At 74.7% G+C, this 18,786-nt stretch carries 13 protein-coding genes; 4 read left to right on the top strand and 9 right to left on the bottom strand.

Annotation, left to right across the window (positions count from 1 at the left end; translation table 11 throughout):
- Positions 1-7: 7 nt before the first annotated feature.
- Positions 8-2,467 carry a SpoIIE family protein phosphatase gene (locus CD790_RS30105; protein WP_399218473.1) on the bottom strand — a complete coding sequence of 820 codons (2,460 nt, stop codon included), beginning with the start codon at positions 2,465-2,467 and terminating at the stop codon, positions 8-10.
- A gap of 452 nt (positions 2,468-2,919) precedes the next feature.
- On the opposite strand from CD790_RS30105, the gene CD790_RS30100 reads away from it, so the two are divergent.
- Both CD790_RS30100 and CD790_RS30095 read left to right on the top strand, forming a co-directional pair.
- Positions 2,920-3,621: an NAD(P)-dependent oxidoreductase gene (locus CD790_RS30100; RefSeq protein WP_144386552.1), complete on the top strand. Its 702-nt coding sequence runs from the start codon at positions 2,920-2,922 to the stop codon at positions 3,619-3,621.
- Between the two features lie 233 nt (positions 3,622-3,854).
- Positions 3,855-4,463, top strand: coding sequence for a helix-turn-helix domain-containing protein (locus tag CD790_RS30095; RefSeq protein ID WP_186319307.1), 609 nt, complete (start codon positions 3,855-3,857; stop codon positions 4,461-4,463).
- 73 nt (positions 4,464-4,536) lie between these two features.
- Here the strand turns inward: CD790_RS30095 and CD790_RS30090 are convergent, their stop codons facing one another.
- Positions 4,537-5,409 carry a sulfurtransferase gene (locus CD790_RS30090; RefSeq protein ID WP_144386550.1) on the bottom strand — a complete coding sequence of 291 codons (873 nt, stop codon included), beginning with the start codon at positions 5,407-5,409 and terminating at the stop codon, positions 4,537-4,539.
- A 119-nt stretch (positions 5,410-5,528) separates the two neighbouring features.
- On the opposite strand from CD790_RS30090, the gene CD790_RS30085 reads away from it, so the two are divergent.
- On the top strand, positions 5,529-6,785 hold the full coding sequence (locus CD790_RS30085; protein WP_144386549.1) for a DUF1266 domain-containing protein: 1,257 nt from the start codon (positions 5,529-5,531) through the stop codon (positions 6,783-6,785).
- Positions 6,786-6,928: 143 nt separating this feature from the next.
- Entirely contained in the window at positions 6,929-8,434 is a 1,506-nt protein-coding gene (locus CD790_RS30080) for a membrane-associated oxidoreductase (protein WP_144386547.1), read from the top strand.
- Between the two features lie 136 nt (positions 8,435-8,570).
- Here the strand turns inward: CD790_RS30080 and CD790_RS30075 are convergent, their stop codons facing one another.
- From CD790_RS30075 to CD790_RS30045, 7 genes are all read right to left on the bottom strand, one after another.
- Positions 8,571-9,953: a nucleotidyl transferase AbiEii/AbiGii toxin family protein gene (locus CD790_RS30075; protein ID WP_144386546.1), complete on the bottom strand. Its 1,383-nt coding sequence runs from the start codon at positions 9,951-9,953 to the stop codon at positions 8,571-8,573.
- Positions 9,950-10,753 carry a hypothetical protein gene (locus CD790_RS30070; protein WP_186319306.1) on the bottom strand — a complete coding sequence of 268 codons (804 nt, stop codon included), beginning with the start codon at positions 10,751-10,753 and terminating at the stop codon, positions 9,950-9,952. Before CD790_RS30070 ends, CD790_RS30075 begins: the two co-directional genes overlap by 4 nt.
- A gap of 341 nt (positions 10,754-11,094) precedes the next feature.
- Entirely contained in the window at positions 11,095-11,847 is a 753-nt protein-coding gene (locus tag CD790_RS30065) for an FkbM family methyltransferase (protein WP_144386545.1), read from the bottom strand.
- Positions 11,844-13,079, bottom strand: a complete 1,236-nt coding sequence (locus CD790_RS30060; protein WP_144386544.1) for a glycosyltransferase — start codon at positions 13,077-13,079, stop codon at positions 11,844-11,846. The genes CD790_RS30065 and CD790_RS30060 overlap by 4 nt, the downstream gene beginning before the upstream one ends.
- Positions 13,076-13,891, bottom strand: a complete 816-nt coding sequence (locus CD790_RS30055) for an alpha/beta fold hydrolase (RefSeq protein ID WP_144386543.1) — start codon at positions 13,889-13,891, stop codon at positions 13,076-13,078. Before CD790_RS30055 ends, CD790_RS30060 begins: the two co-directional genes overlap by 4 nt.
- 3 nt (positions 13,892-13,894) lie before the next feature.
- A complete protein-coding gene (locus CD790_RS30050; RefSeq protein ID WP_144386542.1) occupies positions 13,895-14,218 on the bottom strand; it encodes an acyl carrier protein in 324 nt (107 codons plus the stop codon).
- 69 nt (positions 14,219-14,287) lie between these two features.
- Positions 14,288-18,784, bottom strand: a complete 4,497-nt coding sequence (locus CD790_RS30045) for a beta-ketoacyl synthase N-terminal-like domain-containing protein (protein ID WP_144386541.1) — start codon at positions 18,782-18,784, stop codon at positions 14,288-14,290.
- Positions 18,785-18,786: the final 2 nt, after the last annotated feature.

Below are 18,786 nucleotides of genomic sequence, written 5' to 3'. Positions count from 1 at the left end.
CACCTCCTCACTCCCGATCCGCCGACGTCCTCGGCCCGGTGTCGGCCCGCCGCGTCTCCCGCGGGGGCACCACGATCTCGCTCCACACCTGCTTGCCACCGCTGACCGGCACCGAGCCCCAGCCGGACGACATGGCCTCGACCAGCAGGATGCCCCGTCCGCCGGTGGACTCCCAGTCGACGATCACCGGTTTGGCGGGTGCTCGCGGCGAGGTGTCGCTGACCGCCACCCGCAGCCGGTCGGCCGACAGGGTGAGGTCCAGGCGCACCGATCCCTGGGTGTGCACCAGCGCGTTGGTGACCAGCTCCGAGACGACGAGCAGGGCCGCGTCCGCGGAGTCCTCGAGCGCCCACGAGCGCAGGGTGCGCGCGGCGAAGCGGCGCGCGTGCAGCACGGCGTCGGGCAGCCGCCATACGGTCCAGCCCGCCCGGATCGGCCGCACCTCCATCCCGTCGTAGCGCAGCACCAGCAGCGCCACGTCGTCCTCCCGGCGGCCCCCGTCGCCGACCACCCCGTCGGCCATCCGGCCGACGTCGCCGGGGTCGGCGGTGCCGAGCAGCTCGCGCATCCGCGCCACGCCGTCGTCGACGTCCAGCCGGGCGGACTCCACCAGGCCGTCCGTCAGCAGTGCCAGGACCGTGCCCGGGGCCAGCCCGACCGTGGTGATGGGGAACTCCGCCTCCGCGAGCACCCCCAGCGGCGGCCCGCCCTCGGTCGACACCTCCTCGCACTCGCCGTCCGGGTGCCGTATCAGGGGTTGCAGATGGCCCGCGCGGACGATCCAGGCGTTGCCCTCCTCCATGTCCAGCTCGACGTAGCAGCAGGTGGCGAAGAGATCCGTCTCCATGCCGACCAGGAGCCGGTTGGTGTGCGAGACCACCACGTCCGGCGGGTGGCCCTCCACCGCGTAGGCCCGGATGGCGGTCCGCATCTGGCCCATGATCGTGGCGGCCACGGCGCTGTGCCCCTGGACGTCCCCGATCACCAGCGCGACCCGGTTGTCCGACAGCGGGATGACGTCGTACCAGTCGCCGCCCACCTCCATCCCCACCGTGGCGGGGAGGTAGCGGGCGACGGCCACCCCGCCGGCGAGTTCGGGCAGCCGCCGCGGCAGCAGACTGCGCTGGAGCATCGTGGTGAGCTCGTGCTCGGCGTCCAGCACATGGGCGCGCTTGAGTGCCTGACCCACCAGGCCCGCGGTCGCGGTCAGCAGCGTCCGCTCCTCGGGGCTGAAGTCGTGCGGCTCGTCCCAGCCGACCAGACACGCGCCGACGACCCGCCCGTCCGCCGGGAGGGGCAGCACGGCGAGACCGCCTGGGCCCACCCCGGCCAGGCCCGGTTCGAGGGCGGCGCCCGCCGGCCACAGGCGTGTCCCGCCGTGGTGCAGCGCCTCCTCCAGTGTGGGCAGGGCACGGGTCGGCGCGTCGGGCCACTCGGAGTGCCACTCCGTCCGCCAGACGTCCGGCCAGTCGCCGGGCGTCGGCGGGTCCAGGACGGTGACCACCAGGCGATCGCCCACGAGTTCGGCCAGCGCCACCCGGTCCGCGCCCAGCGGAGCGCGCAGCGCCTCGACCACCACCCGGCTCACGTCCCGCACGGTCACCGTGTTGGCCAGCGCGGCGGAGAGCCGCTGCACCCGGGAGACCTTGTCCCCGCCAGGCCGCAGACACGAGGCGTCGGCGACCACGCCCAGCACCCGCTCCGGCCGCCCGGCGGCATCGGCCAGCACCCGGCAGTACAGCCGCAGCCAGCGCAGCTCCCCCTCGGGCAGGCGGACGCGGAACTCCAGCTCTCGGCTGCCGGACGCCAGTTGTCCCGGCTCGACCACGGACATCAGCGCGGGGAGGTCGTCGGGGACGGTGCGGGCGAGCAGCATCTCCGCCCGGTGATCGAACTCCCCCGTCGCGATCCCGACTAGGCGGAGCAGACCCGCGTCCGCGTCGATCCACCCGGTGCTCAGCGCCAGGGTGAAGGAGCCGATGGGGAGGCCGCCCGAGGCGGGGTCCGCGGAGGCGGGGGCGCACGGTCGCGTACGGGCCAGGGCCCGCACGGCGTCGGGGCCGCCGCTCGTCTCAAGCAGCATGGCGAACTGGTCGGCGAAGAGCTCGATCAGGTTGCGCCGTTCCGTGTCGACGCCCGCCGTGGCCTCGTCCACCACCACCAGGCAGCCGAGGCCGGGGTTGGTGGTGCCGAGCGGCAGCGCCCCCAGCGAGACGTCGGCCGGGAGGGTGTCCCGGGTCGGTTCCCGGTAGGCGGCGAGCTCCGCGGCGGTCAGCCACAGCGGCCGCCCCGCGCGGAAGGCGTCCGAGACGGGGGACCGTCCGGCGACGGCGTAGCGCGACGCGAGCCCGTACCGCTCCGCGGGGGCTCCGACGGTGCCCGCCAGCCGCAACTCACCGCCCTCCTCATCCGGGACGTAGACGGCGGCCAGGGCGGTGCCGGCGAAGACGGGACCCTGTTCGGTCACGGTCTCCTCCGGCGTCTCGGGGCGCGGGCCGGTCCGTGGGGGCGCCGCGTCGGCGGGGCCGACCGGGCCTACGGGATCCGCCGGGCCTACGGGATCCGCCCGTGACCTCGGGAGTCCAAGTCCGGCGGCGCCTTCGCTGGACATCTCATCACCCACCTGCCATCCATACTGTGCGCCCGGCCAGGACAAGGCCACCCAGCCTGGCCTTCGGCGCCTCTCCTCGGCGTCCCCACGCCCTTCCACCAGCCGACCGAACGAGCCGACCGACGCGCCAAGCTGCACGGCGTTTCGAATTCGATGTCCGTGTGTTTACTGCACGGCGTATAGACTTGCCACGCCGTGAAGGAAACGGGTCGAACGAACGGTGCGAGACCAGGTCACGGCGGGGGATCCGGCGCGCCGTCGCGCGGGGCACAGCAGGACACCGGGACACAGCGGGACAGGGGAGAGCCATGCACATCGGAGTCATCGGCGCCACGGGCACCATCGGCAGCCGCGTCGTCAGCGAGGCCCTCGGCCGGGGGCACCACGTCACGGCCTTCAGCCGCGACGCCTCGCGTGTCGAGGAGCACCGGGAGAACATCGTCTGGAAGAGCGTCGACGTCCTGGACGCCGCCTCGGTCGCCGCGGTCCTCCCCGGGCTGGACGTGCTGATCAGCGGCTTCCAGCCCGGCAATGGCGCCCGCGACCTCGCCGACACGGTGCGGCGTTCGATCGCCGACCCCACCGTCTACGCCACCGCCGCACGGGCGCTGCTCAAGGCGCTGGAGAGCCACCCCAGGACCCGGCTGATCGTGATCGGCGGCGCCGGCAGTCTGGAGCTCGAACCCGGACTGGTCGGCGCCGACTCCGGGGAACGCCTCCTGGAGAGCCTCGACGCGATCGGAGTGCCCAGGGAGTACGCGGCCGCGGTGCGCGGCCACCGCGACGCGCTCGACGTGTACCGCACGTCCAACCGGCTGTGGACCTACTTCAGCCCCGCCGGGGAGATCGCACCGGGCGAGCGCACCGGGCGGTTCCGCGTCGGCGGCGACCAACTGCTCCTCGACGCCGACGGTCGCAGCCGCATCTCCGCTGAGGACGCCGCCGTGGCCCTCATCGACGAGGCGGAGCTGCCCCGCTTCGTCCAGCGCCGCTTCACCGTCGGCTACTGAGGGAAACGCCGGGCGGGCCGACCGTACGAGGGCGCGGGGCCGAGCACGCCGATGGCGCCGGCTGCACGGGGGTGCCGGGCGGCGGGCGTGCTGAAGGTGCCGGACGTACTCGTCCGGGTCGGTTCCGGCGCGTACGTCCTCCGCGAGGAGGTCGTGGCGACGGCGAAGGCCCCTGCGGCGCTGCGCTCGGGCATGGCAATCGCTGTTGCCGTTTCCGAAAACGGTGCGCTGCAATGGACGGCGTGGAACACTCACCAGCCGTCGCCCGGGCCCTCACCGAGGTCGGTCCGCGCCTCAAGCGCCTGCGCGCCCAGCGCGGCGTGACCCTGGCGGAGCTCTCGGAGGCCACCGGCATCTCCAAGAGCACCCTGTCCCGCCTGGAGTCCGGCCAGCGCCGCCCCAGCCTGGAGCTGCTGCTCCCCATCTCCCAAGCGCACCAGGTGCCGCTGGACGAACTCGTCGGCGCCCCGGAGGTCGGCGACCCGCGCGTCCGCCTCACGCCCCGGCGGATGAACGGCAACACCGTGCTGCCGCTGACCCGGCAGCCCGGTCCGCTGCAGAGCTTCAAGATGGTCCTGCCGGCCACCCGCGACACGCCCGAGACCTGCACCCACGAGGGCTACGAGTGGCTGTACGTCCTCTCCGGGCGGCTGCGGCTGGTGCTGGCCGACCACGACCTGGTCCTCGGACCGGGCGAGGTCGCCGAGTTCGACACCCGCCTTCCGCACTGGTTCGGCAGCACCGGCGAGGGGCCCGTCGAGCTCCTCAGCCTCTTCGGCCGTCAGGGCGAGCGGATGCATGTGCGGGCCAGGCCACGCGGCCGGGACGAGCCCGGCCGCTGACCCGGCGCGCCACGGTCCCGACGGCGTCCCTCGACGCTCGCGGCCCCGGCGGCCGTGGACCGTCGCCGGCCCCTCAGGGCGCCTCGCCGGTCGCCACCGGAAGCCCGGAGGCGGGCCGTCCCCAGTCGCTCCACGAACCGTCGTAGACGGCGGTTTCGCGGTAGCCGGCCAGCTCGGCGCCGAGCGCCAGGACGCAGGCGGTGACCCCGGAGCCGCAGCTGACGACCAGCCGCTCCCGATCGCCGGCGCGGGCGGCGAAGGCGGCGCGCAGTTCCCGCGGCGGGAGCATCCGACCGTCCCGCAGGACCTCGCCGAAGGGCAGGTTCACCGCCCCGGGCATATGGCCGCCGCGCAGCCCCGGCCGCGGCTCGGCGGCCGCGCCGGAGAACCGCTCCCGCGAGCGGGCGTCGAGGACCACGCGGTCCGGGGCGGCCAGAGCCGCCGTCACCTCGGCGCTGTCGACGAGCAGATCGGCGCGCGGCCGCGCGGTGAAGTCGCCGCGGCGCCCCGCGTACGCCGCCGGCCGCGCCTCCACCGGCAGCCCGGCCGCCGCCCAGGCGGGCAGGCCGCCGTCGAGCACCGCGACCCGGTCGCAGCCCATCGCCCGCAGCATCCACCACGCCCGGGCGCTGGAGTAGATCCCGGCGCCGTCGTAGACGACCACCGTGTCGGCGGCGTCGACGCCCAGGCGGCGCAGCTCCTCGGTGAACCGCGCGGCGTCGGGCATCGTGTGGGGCAGCGGACCGGTGTGGTCGGACAGCGCGCCGTCGATGTCGAAGGGGCGCGCCCCCGGGATCCGCCGTCCCGCGCCGCGGTGCGCGCCCACCGAGGCGTCGAAGACCACCAACCCCGCGGCGCCCCACCGCGCCGCCAGCCAGTCGACATCGACCAGCGGACCCGGCGGCGTCGACTCCCGCCCCCGCGGTGACCGTTCCGTCGTCGTCATGCCGCACCCCCGTGCGTCCGTGCCCCCCGGCCGGGACCGGGCTGTGACCAGGCCGCGTGCGCGGGCACACGCACGGCGGGCCGTCCGGCCCACCCCGGGCCTCGCGATACATTCTGATCATGCACGGCGAGGATGTACAGGACGTACAGCACGACGAGATACTGCCCTTCATAGCCCTGCCCGAGGACGGTGGCACCTGGACGGCGCCCACCGAATTCGAGCAGCGGCTCTACGCGTTGTCCGAGCGGACCGAGGCGGACGACGACGCCGCCAGATACGCGTACCTGCGGCTCCTCGCCACCGAGGGGCTCTACCGGCCCGTGGACCTGAGCGTCGCCCGGAGCACCGACGGCCAGGCCCCGCTGCACGCCCCCGCCCTGGACGACGGGCGGAGGATCGTCCAGGTGTACACGGCGGGCGTGCTCCCCAGGCCGCACCCCGACGTGGTCTACGAGTTCATCACGCTGGGCAGCCTCGCCCTCATCTGGCCCGAGGACTGCGAGATCCTCGTCGTCAACGGCGGCACCCCGTGCGAGCACTGGTTCCTCGCCGACGAGGAGGAGCGGGAGGTCTGGGGCGACCTGCACGAGGACCTGTACGAGCCCGACGGCACCGGCGACCGGGTCGTCACCCGCCGCACCGGGGCCCCGGAGGATCCCGACATGCTGCTGGGCCTGGCCTGCGGGGCGCACCTCTGCTACGCCAACGGCGACGCCTGGAACACCCTGGACTGGCACGGCGCCGGCTACCACAACGAGGTGGAGCGGCTGGTCGACTCGTGGGGCGTCGAGGGGCGCGACGACTGGCTGGGCGTGCAGGAGCGACTGCTCACCCGCGAGGTCAGCCCCTGGTACTGGGACCTCGTGCTGCGGGCCCGCAACGATCTCATCCGCGAGCTGGGCCACCCGCGCGTCGACCCGGTGTTGTGGCGGGACTGGGTCGAAGCGGTCTGCCGCGACCGCGTCCAGGCGCGCAGCGAGGCCGATCTGGAGGAGTTCGTGGCCTTCGCCCGTGACCTGGTCGGCAAGGTCATGCGGTACGAGGCCCGGTTCCGCGCGGACGGGCTGCTGCCGCCGGACGGCCATGTGCGGACCGTCGCCGCCTGGGACCTCGGCCGCGCCTCGAAGATGGCACGCTGGGGGAGGGGCGCGCGCTACGCCACGGAGCCGGAGATGCACGCCGCCATCGCCCGGGTCGGCGTGAGCGTGCGGGGCTTCTACGAGTCCTGGGAGGACTTCTCCGCCGGATACATCCTCGGACGCTGTCTCCACTTCGACGAGGAGCATTTCGGGCCGTGGTACACCAGCGTCCTGCTCGCCCACCGGATCCTGCTGGTCGACCCGCACAGCCCCTGGGCGACCGTGCCGCTGCGCTGACGCCGTCACCCGGCGGCGCTCCAGCGCGTGCCGTCCGCGCCACCCCGTCCGCGCCGCGGTGAACACGCCGCGCGGCGGCCCGGAACGGCTCTCGCCGGCGCCGCGGTTGACACCACGAACACGCGCGCGACACCATCCCGCCGGTGGAGATCACCGACCTCTCGCCGGCCGAGCGCCGTGTCTGGCGCGCCTTCCCCCGCGGCGAGGCCGTCGACTTCCGCGACGGCGCCGACGACGATCCGATGGCCGGGGCCGGTTGGGGACCCGGGCGGACGGTGCGCGCCGAGGTGTTACGAGCGCTGCTGCTCGACGGGCCCCGGCAGGACGGTGAGATAGCGGGTCTGAAGCTGACCGGGGCCCGCGTCACCGGCCGGCTGGACCTCGGCTACGGGACGGTCGACCACCCCGTACGGCTGCGCGCCTGCCACTTCGAGCACGCCCCCTACCTCTACGGCGCGCACCTGCGCATCCTGGTGTTCAGCGACTCCGCGCTGCCGGGGTTGAACGCCGGGGCGGTGCGCGTGGACGGGGTGTTGCGGCTCAACTGCTGCCGGATCACCGGCCCGGTCCGGCTCGCGGGGGCCCAGGTCTCCGGGGCGCTCTTCCTCAACGGGGCGCGGCTCGGCGACCCGGAGGCGCCCGCCGACGCGGACGAGCCGGGCCCCACCGCCGGAGCCGCCGAGGGGCCGGTGCTGCGGCTCAACCACGCGCTGATCGGCGCGGACCTCTGGGCCGTCGACCTCGTGGCGCACGGCCAGATCCGGCTGAAGGCCACGACCGTCGAGGGGCAGGTCAACCTCGACCGCGCCCGCCTTCACGCGCCCGGCGGCACCGCCCTGCACGCCGAGAACCTGTCGGTCGGCACCGACCTGCGCGGGGCGGACCTGCGGGTCGACGGCCGCGTCGACCTCCGGGGCGCCACCATTCCCCGCCAGTTCGACCTCACCCGGGCCCGACTGTCGAACCCCGGCGGCCAGGCGCTCCGCGCCAGCAGCTGCACCATCGGCGAACTGTGGCTACGGGATGCCGAGCCGATCCAGGGGAAGGTGACCCTGCGCCGTTCCCAACTCGACGTGCTGCACCTGCCCCCGGAGGTCTGGCCCGGCCGGATCAGGACCGACGGCCTCAGCTACCGCACCCTCGTCCCCCACCTCCCCGCCGCACGGCGGCTGCCGCTGCTGGAGCGCGACGCGGACGGCTATGTCCCGTACGCCTACGAGCAACTGACCCTCGCCTACCGCACCGCCGGTGACGAGGCCGCCGCGCGCACCGTCCAACTGGCCAAACTCCGCCGCCACCGCCGCACCCTGCCGCCCTACGCCAGGATCTGGGGCTACCTCCAGGACGCCGCCGTCGGCTACGGCTTCCGCCCCATGCGCGCCGCCGGATGGCTGCTGGCCCTGCTGCTCACCGGGACCCTCGCCTTCGCGCGGCACCATCCGCGACCGCTGAAGCCGGACGAGGCCCCCGACTTCGACCCGCTCTTCTACACGCTCGACCTGCTGCTGCCGATCATCGGCTTCGGCCAGGAGTCCGCCTTCGCCCCACGGGGCTGGCACCAGTGGCTCTCCTACGGGCTGATCGTCACCGGCTGGATCCTGGCCACCACGATCGCCGCCGGCATCAGCCGCTCGCTGAGCCGCCAGTGAGGCGCGCCGCGGTCCGCGGACGACCACGGTCGTCCGCGGACCCGTTGAGTGACGGATTTGTCAGCCGAGGACCTCAGCCCGACGGTTCGGCCGTCTCGACGACCAGTGCGTCGTCCGCCCTCGCCTGTGCGTCTCCTCAGCCCGCCGCCGGCCGGTCGCGCTCCGGCATCGTGGCGGTCCGGAGCTCCACGAGGGCCTCGGCGGGGTCGCCGAGCCGTCCACGGCTCTCGCGGACCTGCGGGCTGTGGTCGCCGTCGCGGAACTCCGCGACGATCCCGGCCGCGCGCTCCAGGTCGCACTCCCGACGGCCGAGCAGCTCACGGGTGATGACGATCGCCTCCGCCGCGTGCAGGTGCTGCTCGACCAGCAGCTGCTGGAGCCCGTCCAGGCCCCCCGACGCCAGCGCCTCCCGGAAGGGCGGCAGCCCCGACGCGAACCACGCGGCGCGCAGCCGATACGCGGGGGAGTCGTCGCCGTCCTCGTCGAGCGCGTAGACGGGGGCCAGGGCGGCGACGAGCCGGTCCACGACCGCACGGGGCGGGCCGTCGAACCAGCGGTCGGGCGCGCCGGCGATCTCCGGGTGGTCCTTGGCGAACTCGAACCACTCGGCCTGGGAGGCGGACGAGGCGATGAGCTCGGGCAACACGGGGAACCGCGCGTAGGCACCGTAGTCCACGCCCGTGAACACCTCCCGGAGCAGTCCGAGCGGGAGTTCGGTGGCCGGGTCCTCGGCCAGCAGCAGGGCGTCGTAGAGGTCCTTGCCCTCCGGATAGCTGTCGGAGACCAGCCACATGATCTTCCACGCGAGGGAGAGTCCACGGCCGGCGGCCCACAGCCGGAGCGGCTCCCCCGAGCCGCCCCGGCGCGGCACCTCGGTGAGCTCGGCCGGGACGGGCAACGGCTCGTTGAACACGAAGTCCAACTGCACGCTGCCGCCCGGCAGGCCCTCGGCCGTCCACGGGATCACCAGACGACGGCCCGGCACCCGGTCGTAGGTCCAGATCGAGTCGCTGACCGCGCCGCCCGCGTCGAGCCGCACCCGGCCGTCGCGCAGCGACAGCTCCTCGGCGGCCCGCGCGATGCCGTCGAGCATGCGGTCGCTGCGGGGGTCCGGCAGCTCCCAGTCCCGGGGCTGGACGACGAAGTCCAGGTCCCCCGGCTCGCGCGCGGCCGCGCCGTACCAGGCCCGCAGCAGGACGCTGCCGCGCAGCACCAGGTGGTCGGCCCACTCGCCGCCCCCGACCGCGTCCAGCACATGGTCGAGGGCGAGCCGACGGGCCGCGTGCCAGCCGTCGCCGGTGCGCGCGTCGGCGAACCGCGGCTCGCTCGGCCGCAGGGCCCTCGCGTGGTGCTTCATGGCGGGGTCGAACACGGGGGACTGCGCCACCCCCTCACCCGCCACCGGCACCAGCGTGCGCGGCAGCTCCTTACGGGCGCGGACGGCCTCGTCCGGCCCCTGCTGCGGGACGGTGTCGTCGGCCTCCCACGGCCCCCAGTCGAGCCTCTCCCACGTCGTCATCGTGTCTCCTCCCCCGCTCGCGTCCCGGCGGCGGCGCGCCCCGCGCGCCCTCCGTCGGTCCCGTGCCCTTCCCGTATCCAGCCCGCGTCCAGCGTCTCGTCGCTGTCGTACACCACGAACTCCCGCTCCACCGAGACCATCTCATGGCCCAGGGCGCCGAGCTCCGCGGTCAGCGCCGCCAGCCGACGGCCGGCCGTGTCCCGGCCGACCAACCGGCAGCGCTGGGTGACGAAGCGTTCGGCGCGCCCGTCCTCGCGGATCCGGCGGGCGTTGCGCGACAGATGGGCCGCGTGCCGGTCGGCGACGGCCGCCGTCGCCGTGGTGTCGGTCCCCGGCTCCAGGAGCAGCTTGATGTGGTGCTCGAAGTAGTAGCCCGGGCCCAGCGCCACGCCCTCGGTGTCGCGGCCGGGCACCCCCCGCGCCCACGGCGCGGCCTCGACCTTCGTCCGCACCACCGCCCAGCCCGCCTCCCGAAGCCGCCGCGCCGCCCCGTCGGCGACCGCCCGCGCCGCGGCGAGGGTCCCGGCTGTCCGCAGGGTGACCATCGGCTGCGCCGGCACCCGACCCCGGTCCAACACGATGCGGGCGTACTTCCACCCGCACTCCGCGGCCAGCAGCGCCAGGCGGTCGTCGCCCGGTCCGTCGTCGGCCGGGCCGTTGTCGTCCGGTCCGTCGTCGGCCGGTCCGGGGGGCGAGGTGGCGCGGTCGTCGGCGGTCCGACCGTCCGCGTCGGCACGAACCGTCAGATGGATCTCGAAATCGCCCGCGAACTGCGGCGGGCTCGGGTGGAGCGTCAGCACCGGGCCATGATCTCAAGTGCGGATCTGTAGTACAGTAGGTCTCACGACGCCGCCCCACGGGGCGGGGTTCGATGCGTCGGTCGTCTAAGGAAAGATGCTCGTCTCCAAACGAGAGATGTAGGTGCAAGGCCTGCTCGGCGCTCCATGAAAGGCCCCTCCCCGGTGCGGGAGGGGCCTTTGTCGTCCTGTCCCGTCCGCTCCTGGGCCGTGCCCTCCGCCGAAGCGGACCGGCCGCACCGGGGACCGTGGGTGCGTCACCCGCATACTGACGCGACGTGACCTGCTGGCCGTCCTGGAGCCCGCGTCCTGCCTCGCCGCGCCAGCCTCGGCGCGAACGATGGTCAGCCCCGCCTGGCCGTGACGTAGTAGAAGGGGAGCCTCGTCTCCATGAACGAGGTGGGGGCGCTGGACACCGTGAACCCGCGGTCGCGCAGCAGGGTCTCCACCGCGTGCAGCCTGCCGTCCGTGTCACCGACCTCGACGACGAGGTTGCCGATCCGGGGCCAGTCGTGGTCGTCGATCCCGTGCAGCACGTCGAGCTCCGCCCCCTCGACGTCCACCTTGATGAGATCGATGTCCGCCCCGGCGAGCCGGCTGTCGGCCAGGATGTCCGACAGCCGTTCCACCCGGACGTTCAGCTCTCGAGGGGTGAACAGCGAGGCGGCCAGGGTCTTCCCGAGGATCTCGGACAGCCTGGCCTTGAAGGGCACCTGATCGTCCGGGCGGAGGGTGGAGTTGCCCGGCAGCCGCGGGTAGTAGGCGAAGCGTGCCGCGTCGTTCCGCTCGGAGCCGAGGCAGAGCGGGTGCACCGTGACATCGTCGATCTGGTGGAGCTCCAGGTTGAGCCGCAGGGCGCGCAGGCTCTCCGGAGCGGGTTCGAACGCGATGACGCGCGCCTCGGGGTAGGCGCGCTTGACGTAGATGCAGAAGAGCCCGATGTTGGCCCCCACGTCCACGATGAGTGGTGCCTCGGGGAGCTCCGGGAGCACATAGCTGTGGTCCTCGAAGATCTCCTGGTAGATGAAGCGCGCCTCCATGCCGCTGTGGGCGTAGGCCCGGAATCCGTCGGCCAGTTCGAGCAGAGAGAAGCTCATGCGTGTGCGCCTCCTTGTCCGGCGGTGAGCCGTGGTGGTGAAGTCCCCGGTGGCCGGCTCCCCTCCACCGACGCGGCGACGACCAACTCCTCCAGGTGCGTCGCCGCGGCGGCCGGGCCGCCGGCGGCGCGCAGGGAACGCGCCATGCGCCGGGCGGCGGCCCGGTAACCCGGCTCGTGGAGGACGGCGTCGAGGACCGCGCCGAGCTGCTCGGCGGTCACCCGGCCGAACCGCACCCGCACCCCCACCCCGGCCCGGGCCACCTGGGCGGCGATGGCCGGCTGGTCGTCCCGGATCGGCGCGACCACCAGGGGCAGCCCGTGCCACAGCGCCTCGCAGGTCGTGTTGTGCCCGCCGTGGCAGACCACCGCGGCGCACCGCTCCAGCAGCGGCAGTTGGGGGACGCTGGGGCGCACCAGCAACGCGTCGTCGCCGGGCACCGAGCCCGAGGGGTCGACCAGGACCGCCTGGAGGCGGTCCGAGCGGTCCCGGACCATCGCGGCGCACTCGGTGAGGAAGCGCGTCCCGGAGCCGGTGTTGGCGGTCCCGAGGGTGATCAGCACGGTGGGGCGCCCACGGTCCAGCCACTCCCAGGGGAAGTGCCCGTCGTACGGGCGGGGCACGATCGACGGGCCGACGCACCGCACCTGCTCGCCGAGGGGCTCGGCCGCGCCGATCAGCTCCTCGGCGCTGAACACCAGCACCAGTCGGTCGGACCGGCGCGGGTCGCCGGTCCCGTGCGGGTCGCCGATCCGCTTCCGCAGGTCGTCGACGAAGTCGGCGATCCACGCCTCGACCTTCGGCAGCCCCACCAGCGAGGTGAACTCGCCGGAGGTGCTCGCCGAGGTGGCCCAGGGGAGACCGAGCCGTTCGGCCACCAGCGCGCCCGCCACGGCCTGCTGGTCCACGACGAGCACGTCGGGCCGGAACTCCTCCACCGCCCGCAGGACGCCTGGCGCCATCTCCTCCGCCAGCGGCCCCAGATAGCGCTCCCAGAGGTACTTCAGCGCCGCGGCGCCGCGGAGGGTCGGCGGCCGCGCCATCCCGGGGTCGTCCGGCGCCCTGCCGGCGCACGGGAACACCCGCGCCTCGCGGCCGACCAGCGGGCCGACGATCCGCGGCGGCCCCGCCCACGCGACCCGGTGGCCGCGCCGGACCAGCTCGGCCGCGACACCCAGCGTGGGGTTGACATGGCCCACCAGCGGCGGCACCACGAACAGGAAGCCGCTCACCGCCCGCCGACCTCCCTCGACCGGGCCGGGTGGTGCTCGCGGACCCAGCCTATGATCAGGTCGCACACCATCCTCGGATGGGCCAGCAGCACCCAGTGCTCCTGGTCCGGCACCACGACGGTACGGCAGGTGCTGATGAGCGACTTCAGCCACGGCTCCTGGTCCACCAGCTCCGACTCGCTGCCGTAGATGGCCAGGACCGGGCAGCGCAGGGCCCGCAGGTGCTCCTGGTCCAGCACCCGGCTGGCGGGGATGTCCTGGGCCACGGTGCTGGAGTTCAGCAGCTGCGACGCGGCCTTCACCCGCTGGGCCATGTAGGCGCTGTGCTCCTCCTTCACCCACTGCTGGAAGTCGCCGCGGGCGAACTCCACCGCCGCGGTCGGCAGGGCGAGCGCCATCTTGCGGGACCAGCCGTCGGTCGCCGGCTCCGACTCGATCACCGAGACGGTGGCCACCCGGTCCGGTCGGCGCGCGGCGTAGTGGAAGGCGATGGTGCCGCCGAAGGAGTGGCCGACCAGGTGCACCGGCCCCGACACCGCCAGCCGGTCGAGCACGACGTCGAGGTCGCCGACGAAGTCGTCCAGCGTGTACCCGCTGGGCAGCCGCTCACTGCGGCCGTGTCCCCGCTGGTCGTACATGACCACGTCGAACCCCGCGGCGGCGAGGGTCGGCCCCAGGGTGAGATAGCCGCTGACGAGCGTGTCGATGAGCATGCCGTGGATGAAGACCACGGTCGGCGGGTCCGTGGTCCCCCTGCGGGCCGCCAGCCGCTCCACGTTCAGCTCGACGCCCTCGGCGCTGATGACCGCCATGACTCAGCACTCCTCGGGGTCCGACAGCCGGGATGTGACGCGGCCGACGACGTCGCCGACCGTGAGCCGGATGACGCGCTCGAGGTCGATCTCGGCGAGGAACTCGGCGAAGTTCACCCGCTCGCCGAAGCGCGCGGACAACAGGCCGCCGAGGGTGACCAGGTCGAAGCTCTCCAGGTCCAGATCGTTGGAGAGCTCGGTGTCCATGGTGATCTCCGCCCGGTCGAACGCGTAGCCGCCGAGGAGCCCCTCGAGCATGTCGAGGACCTCCTCGAACACGCCGGCCTCGGTATCGAGGCCCGGCGCCTGCACCTGATTGCTGTTCACAGCGTCCTCTCCTTCCGACTTCTCCATGCGTCTGGTGTGCCTGGTACGGCCTCCGCGCGGACGCCCTCGCTACTCCTCCTCCGGTGCCGTCGTCCACGCCACGACGTACTCCCGCTCCGGGAGCCCCGCCGGGTTGCCGAGGACTCGGCAGCTCACGCGGTGCGAGCGGCCGTCGACCTCCACCCGCAGCTCGTCCGGGCCGGCGGCGACGACGGCGAAGTCCCGGGGGCGCCCCCGCAGCCCGGTCCCCTCCGCCTTGGACGCGGCCTCCTTCGCCGCCCAGAACCGGGTGAACCACACATCCTCCGGCTCGCCCCGCTCGGCGCACGTCGCGGCGAGCAGCTCGCGCTCGGCCGGGCCCAGCGCGACGGTCCGGGCCTGCGCCGGACGCTCGACGACCTGCTCGACGTCGATCCCGACACCACCGCCCCCCGGCCGGGCACCGGGCCGCACCAGGGCCACCCCGGTCTCGGCGCGGTGCGACAACGTGACGCCCAGCGCCGGCAGCCGCCGGCCGTGCACCCCGGTGACGTACGGCCGCCCGGACGGGTCGTTCTCGACGCCGATCTCGGCGGGGAAGACCGGTCCCTCCCCGCGGTCCCACAGCCACTGCCGCACGGCGTCCTTGACGGCGATCCGCCCCAACAGCCACTGCCGGCGCCCCCGCGGCGGCTGCCGCTCGAACGCCAGCCGCTCCGCCCGGCCCAGGTGGTTGCGCATCACCAGGTCGCGGGAGGCGGCGTCCCGCCACCACTCGTGCAGCAGCACCCATCCGCTCGGCTGCGGGCGGGAGAGCGTGTGACGCTCGGGGAACCGCTCCACCAGCTTGGTCTCCGGCAGGCTGTCGAAGCGCCGGTCCTGCCAGCCGGCGAGCTCCACCCAGACCCGGCCGTCGACGACGAGTTGGGCGTCGGCCTCCAGCACGGTCTCGGTCAGCGAGGAGATCCGGACCAGGCACCGCACGGTGGTGCCGGGGCGCGGCGGCGGACCGAAGACACGGACGTGCCGCAGGCCGACGGGGAGCACCGAGGTCCGCTCGGTGTGCGCCGCGACGATCCAGTAGCCGAGCAGATGGCCGACGTTGTCGAGCAGCGCACCGGGCGCGGCCGGGGCGATGATCACCCCGCGGATGTGCCGGTCGCCGACCGCCGTGATCTCCGAGACCCCTTGGAAGGCGGGGCCGTGGAACATCCAGCGCTCGCTGTACAGCTCCTTCGCCGTGTGGACGGGGACCCGCTCGGTGGCCGGGTCCGCGCACCACGGGGCCGGGGCCGGCGGATACCCCGCGGCGAGCTCCACCGTGCCCTGCGCGTGGGTCCCGAAGGTCAGGTCGTAACCGCCGGGCACGCCCGGCGACGGCCGCACGGTGATGGGCACGTCGACGGGGGTGGCGGCGGTCACCCACTGGTTGAAGCGCGCGTGGCGCACCGCCACCGCCCGCGCCCCCGGGACGGCCCGCTCCGCCGCGTCCATGAGGTGCTGGACGATGGTGGTGGCCGGCACCACCGGACGGCGGTCCTCCAGATCGGGCCAGCCGGGGCGCTGGTGGAAGAAGCAGTGGTCCAACAGGTACGGCATCGTCTCCGTGGAGACCCGCAGGGTGGTCCCGGGAGAGCGGCGCGCCGCCCCCGCCGTGAGCAGCTCCGCGGCGGTGTCCGCGGTCTCCCGCAGCAGCGCCCCGAGCTCGGCGGCCAGCGGGAAGCGCCCGGCCATCGCGTCCAGTCGGGCGGCCGGTTCGAAGGGGGCGTCCCGCCCGGTCGGGGCCGCCGGTCCGGGCGGCGCGCCGGCCTCGGCGGCGGCCGTACGGGCCGGGGCCAGCTCGCGGCGCAGCGCGGCCAGCTCGCGCTCCTCCAGGGACACCAGCGCGCTGTCCAGGGAGAGTCGGGCCGGCGGTCGCGCCGCCGCGGCGGTCCGCCTCGGAGCGCGCCCCGGGGCGGCGACGGGCGGCAGTGTCGGGTCGACGGAGGCGCCGTGCGTCCACAGGGCCGTGGCCACCCGCCGCAGCTGGGCGACGCCGTCGCGGCGCGGCGAGGTGGCGGCCACCGCGAGGTGGTCCCTGCCGTCGAGCGTGTCGCCGATGAGCGCGGCCAGCTGACCGGCGCCGAGCTGCACGAACACCCGGAAGCCCGCCTCGTACATGGCCTCCACCAACGGCCGGAAGCGCACCGGCTCCAGCAGGTGCCGCACGAACAGCGCGCGCACCCCCTCCGGGGACTCGGGGAAGGGCGAGGCGGTCGTGCCCGACCAGACGGGCACCTCGGGGGGCAGCAGCTCGAACCGCTCGGCCTGGGCGGCGATCGGGGCCAGATAGGGGGCCAGCATGGGCGTGTGGAAGCCCGACTGGAACGGCAGCACCTGGGCGATCACCCCCTCGGCACGCAGCGAGCCGACGAACTCCCGCACCGGCTCCCGCGGACCGCACACGATCGCCTGGGTGGGCGCGTTGTCGTGGGAGAGCACCACCCGCTCCTCGGACCGCTCCCGCAGCGCGGCCCGCACCCGCCGGGCGGAGGTGCCCAGCACCGCGAAGTCCACGCCCGGCACGCGGAGCTCGTCCGGCCGGTGGGTCTCCAGGAACCGGTCGACGGCCTCGCGCGCGTACATGCCGGCCATCGCCATCGCGTTCCACTCCCCGACGCTGTGCCCGGCCACCGCGTCCGGCGTCACCCCCATCCGCCGCAGCGCACCGTCCAGCAGCCGGCCGACGGCGAACACCTCGATCGCGTGCCGTCCCACGTCGCCGACCCGCACCCGCCCGTCACGGCCGCCGCCCGCTTCGGGCGGCAGCCGGAAGTGCTCGGCGACACCGTCCACGCGGGGCTCGAACTCGCCCTCCAGGCCCGGGAAGACGAACGCCAGCCTGCCGGGGGCGGCCCCGCCCAGCAGCGGAGCGGGGGCGAACCAGATGTCGTTGCGGCCGCGCCACGGACGTCCGGCGGCCACCATGCGCCGGGCCAGCGCCAACCGCCGGCCGGTCGGGGCCACGACGCCGAGCCGGACCGGGCCGTCACCCCGCGGGGCGGCCAGCACCGTGGAGTCGTCCGCCGCCAGCACCTCGGCGAGCTCGTCGGCGGTCTCGGCGGCCAGCGCCAGCACCCGCTCCGGCTCGGACACGGCGAGCGGGCGCGACCGCGCCCGGCGCGCCGGCTGGGGCGCCTGCTCCAGCACCACATGCGCGTTGATCCCCCCGAAGCCGAAGGCGTTCACCGCCGCACGACGTACGGACCGGCCCTCGTCGCACTCCCACGGCCGCGCCGTGTCGAGCGTGCGGAAGCGCGTGGCGGCCAGCGCGGGGTGCGGGTCCTCGCAGTGGAGCGTCGGCAGCAGCATCCCGTGGTGCACGGCCAGGGCCGCCTTGACCAGGCTGGCCACACCGGCGGCCGGCATCGCGTGGCCGATCATCGACTTCACCGAACCGAGCACGGCCGCCGCGCCGTCGTCCCGCCCGCTGCCGGGGCCGAACACCTCGGCCAGCGTGGCGAGTTCGGCCGCGTCCCCGGCGGGGGTCGCCGTGCCGTGCGCCTCCACCAGCCCCACGGAGTGCGGCTCGCGCGGGTCCAGCCCGGCCGCACGCCACGCCTGCCGCACCGCCAGCACCTGGCCCCCCGGGTCCGGGTTGGCCAGGCTCGACGTGCGGCCGTCGCTGGAGACCCCGGTGCCGCGGATGACCGCGTAGATCCCGTCCCCGTCCCGCTCCGCGTCGGCCAGCCGCTTGAGGACCACCACGCCCGTGCCCTCGCCGATCAGGATGCCGTCGGCATCCCGATGGAACGGGCGGATGCGCTGACTCGGGGAGAGCGCCCGCAACTGCGTGAAGACGCTCCACAGGGTGATGTCGTGGCAGTGGTGCACGCCCCCGGCCAGCATGACGTCGCAGCGGCCGGCGGCGAGCTCCACCACCGCCTGGTCGATCGCCACCAGCGAGGAGGCGCATGCGGCGTCCACCGTGTAGGCGGGGCCGCGCAGATCCAGCCGGTTGGCGATCCGGGACGCGGCGAGGTTGGGCACCAGCCCGATGGCGGACTCGGGGCTGTCCGGGCCCAGCCGGTCGGTGAAGGCGGCCCGCACCCGCTCCAACTGGTCCGACCGTAGATCGGGCATCAGCTCCCCGAGGGTGCGGACGAGCTGGCGGGCGGTGCGCACCCGCTGGTCCAGCCGCACCAGGCCGGCCCCGGCGTAGCCGCCCCGGCCCAGCACCACGCCGACCCGGTGCCGCTCGGGCAGCCGCTCCTCGCCGCCCGCGTCGGCGATGGCGGCGGCCGCCACGTCCAGCGCGATCAGCTGGTCGGGTTCGGTGCCGGGCACCGACGCCGGCATGATGCCGAACCGGGTCACGTCCACCGCGGCGAACTCGTCCACGAACCCGCCCCGCCGGCAGTACACGCGGTCCGGCCCCCGGTCGCCGTCCGGATGGTAGAAGTCCGTGTCCCACCGCCCGGCCGGCACCTCGCTGATCGCGTCCGTGCCGGCCACCAGGTTCCGCCAGTACGTCGCCAGGTCGGGGGCGCCCGGCAGCAGCACCGCCATCCCGACGATGGCGATCGGCGGAAACCGCTCGTCCGTCATGG

The organism is Streptomyces sp. SAJ15, from assembly GCF_007595705.1.
GTDB lineage: Bacteria > Actinomycetota > Actinomycetes > Streptomycetales > Streptomycetaceae > Streptomyces.
The sequence above is the reverse complement of the archived record's forward strand: the minus strand, read 5'-3'. Positions and strand labels throughout refer to the sequence as shown.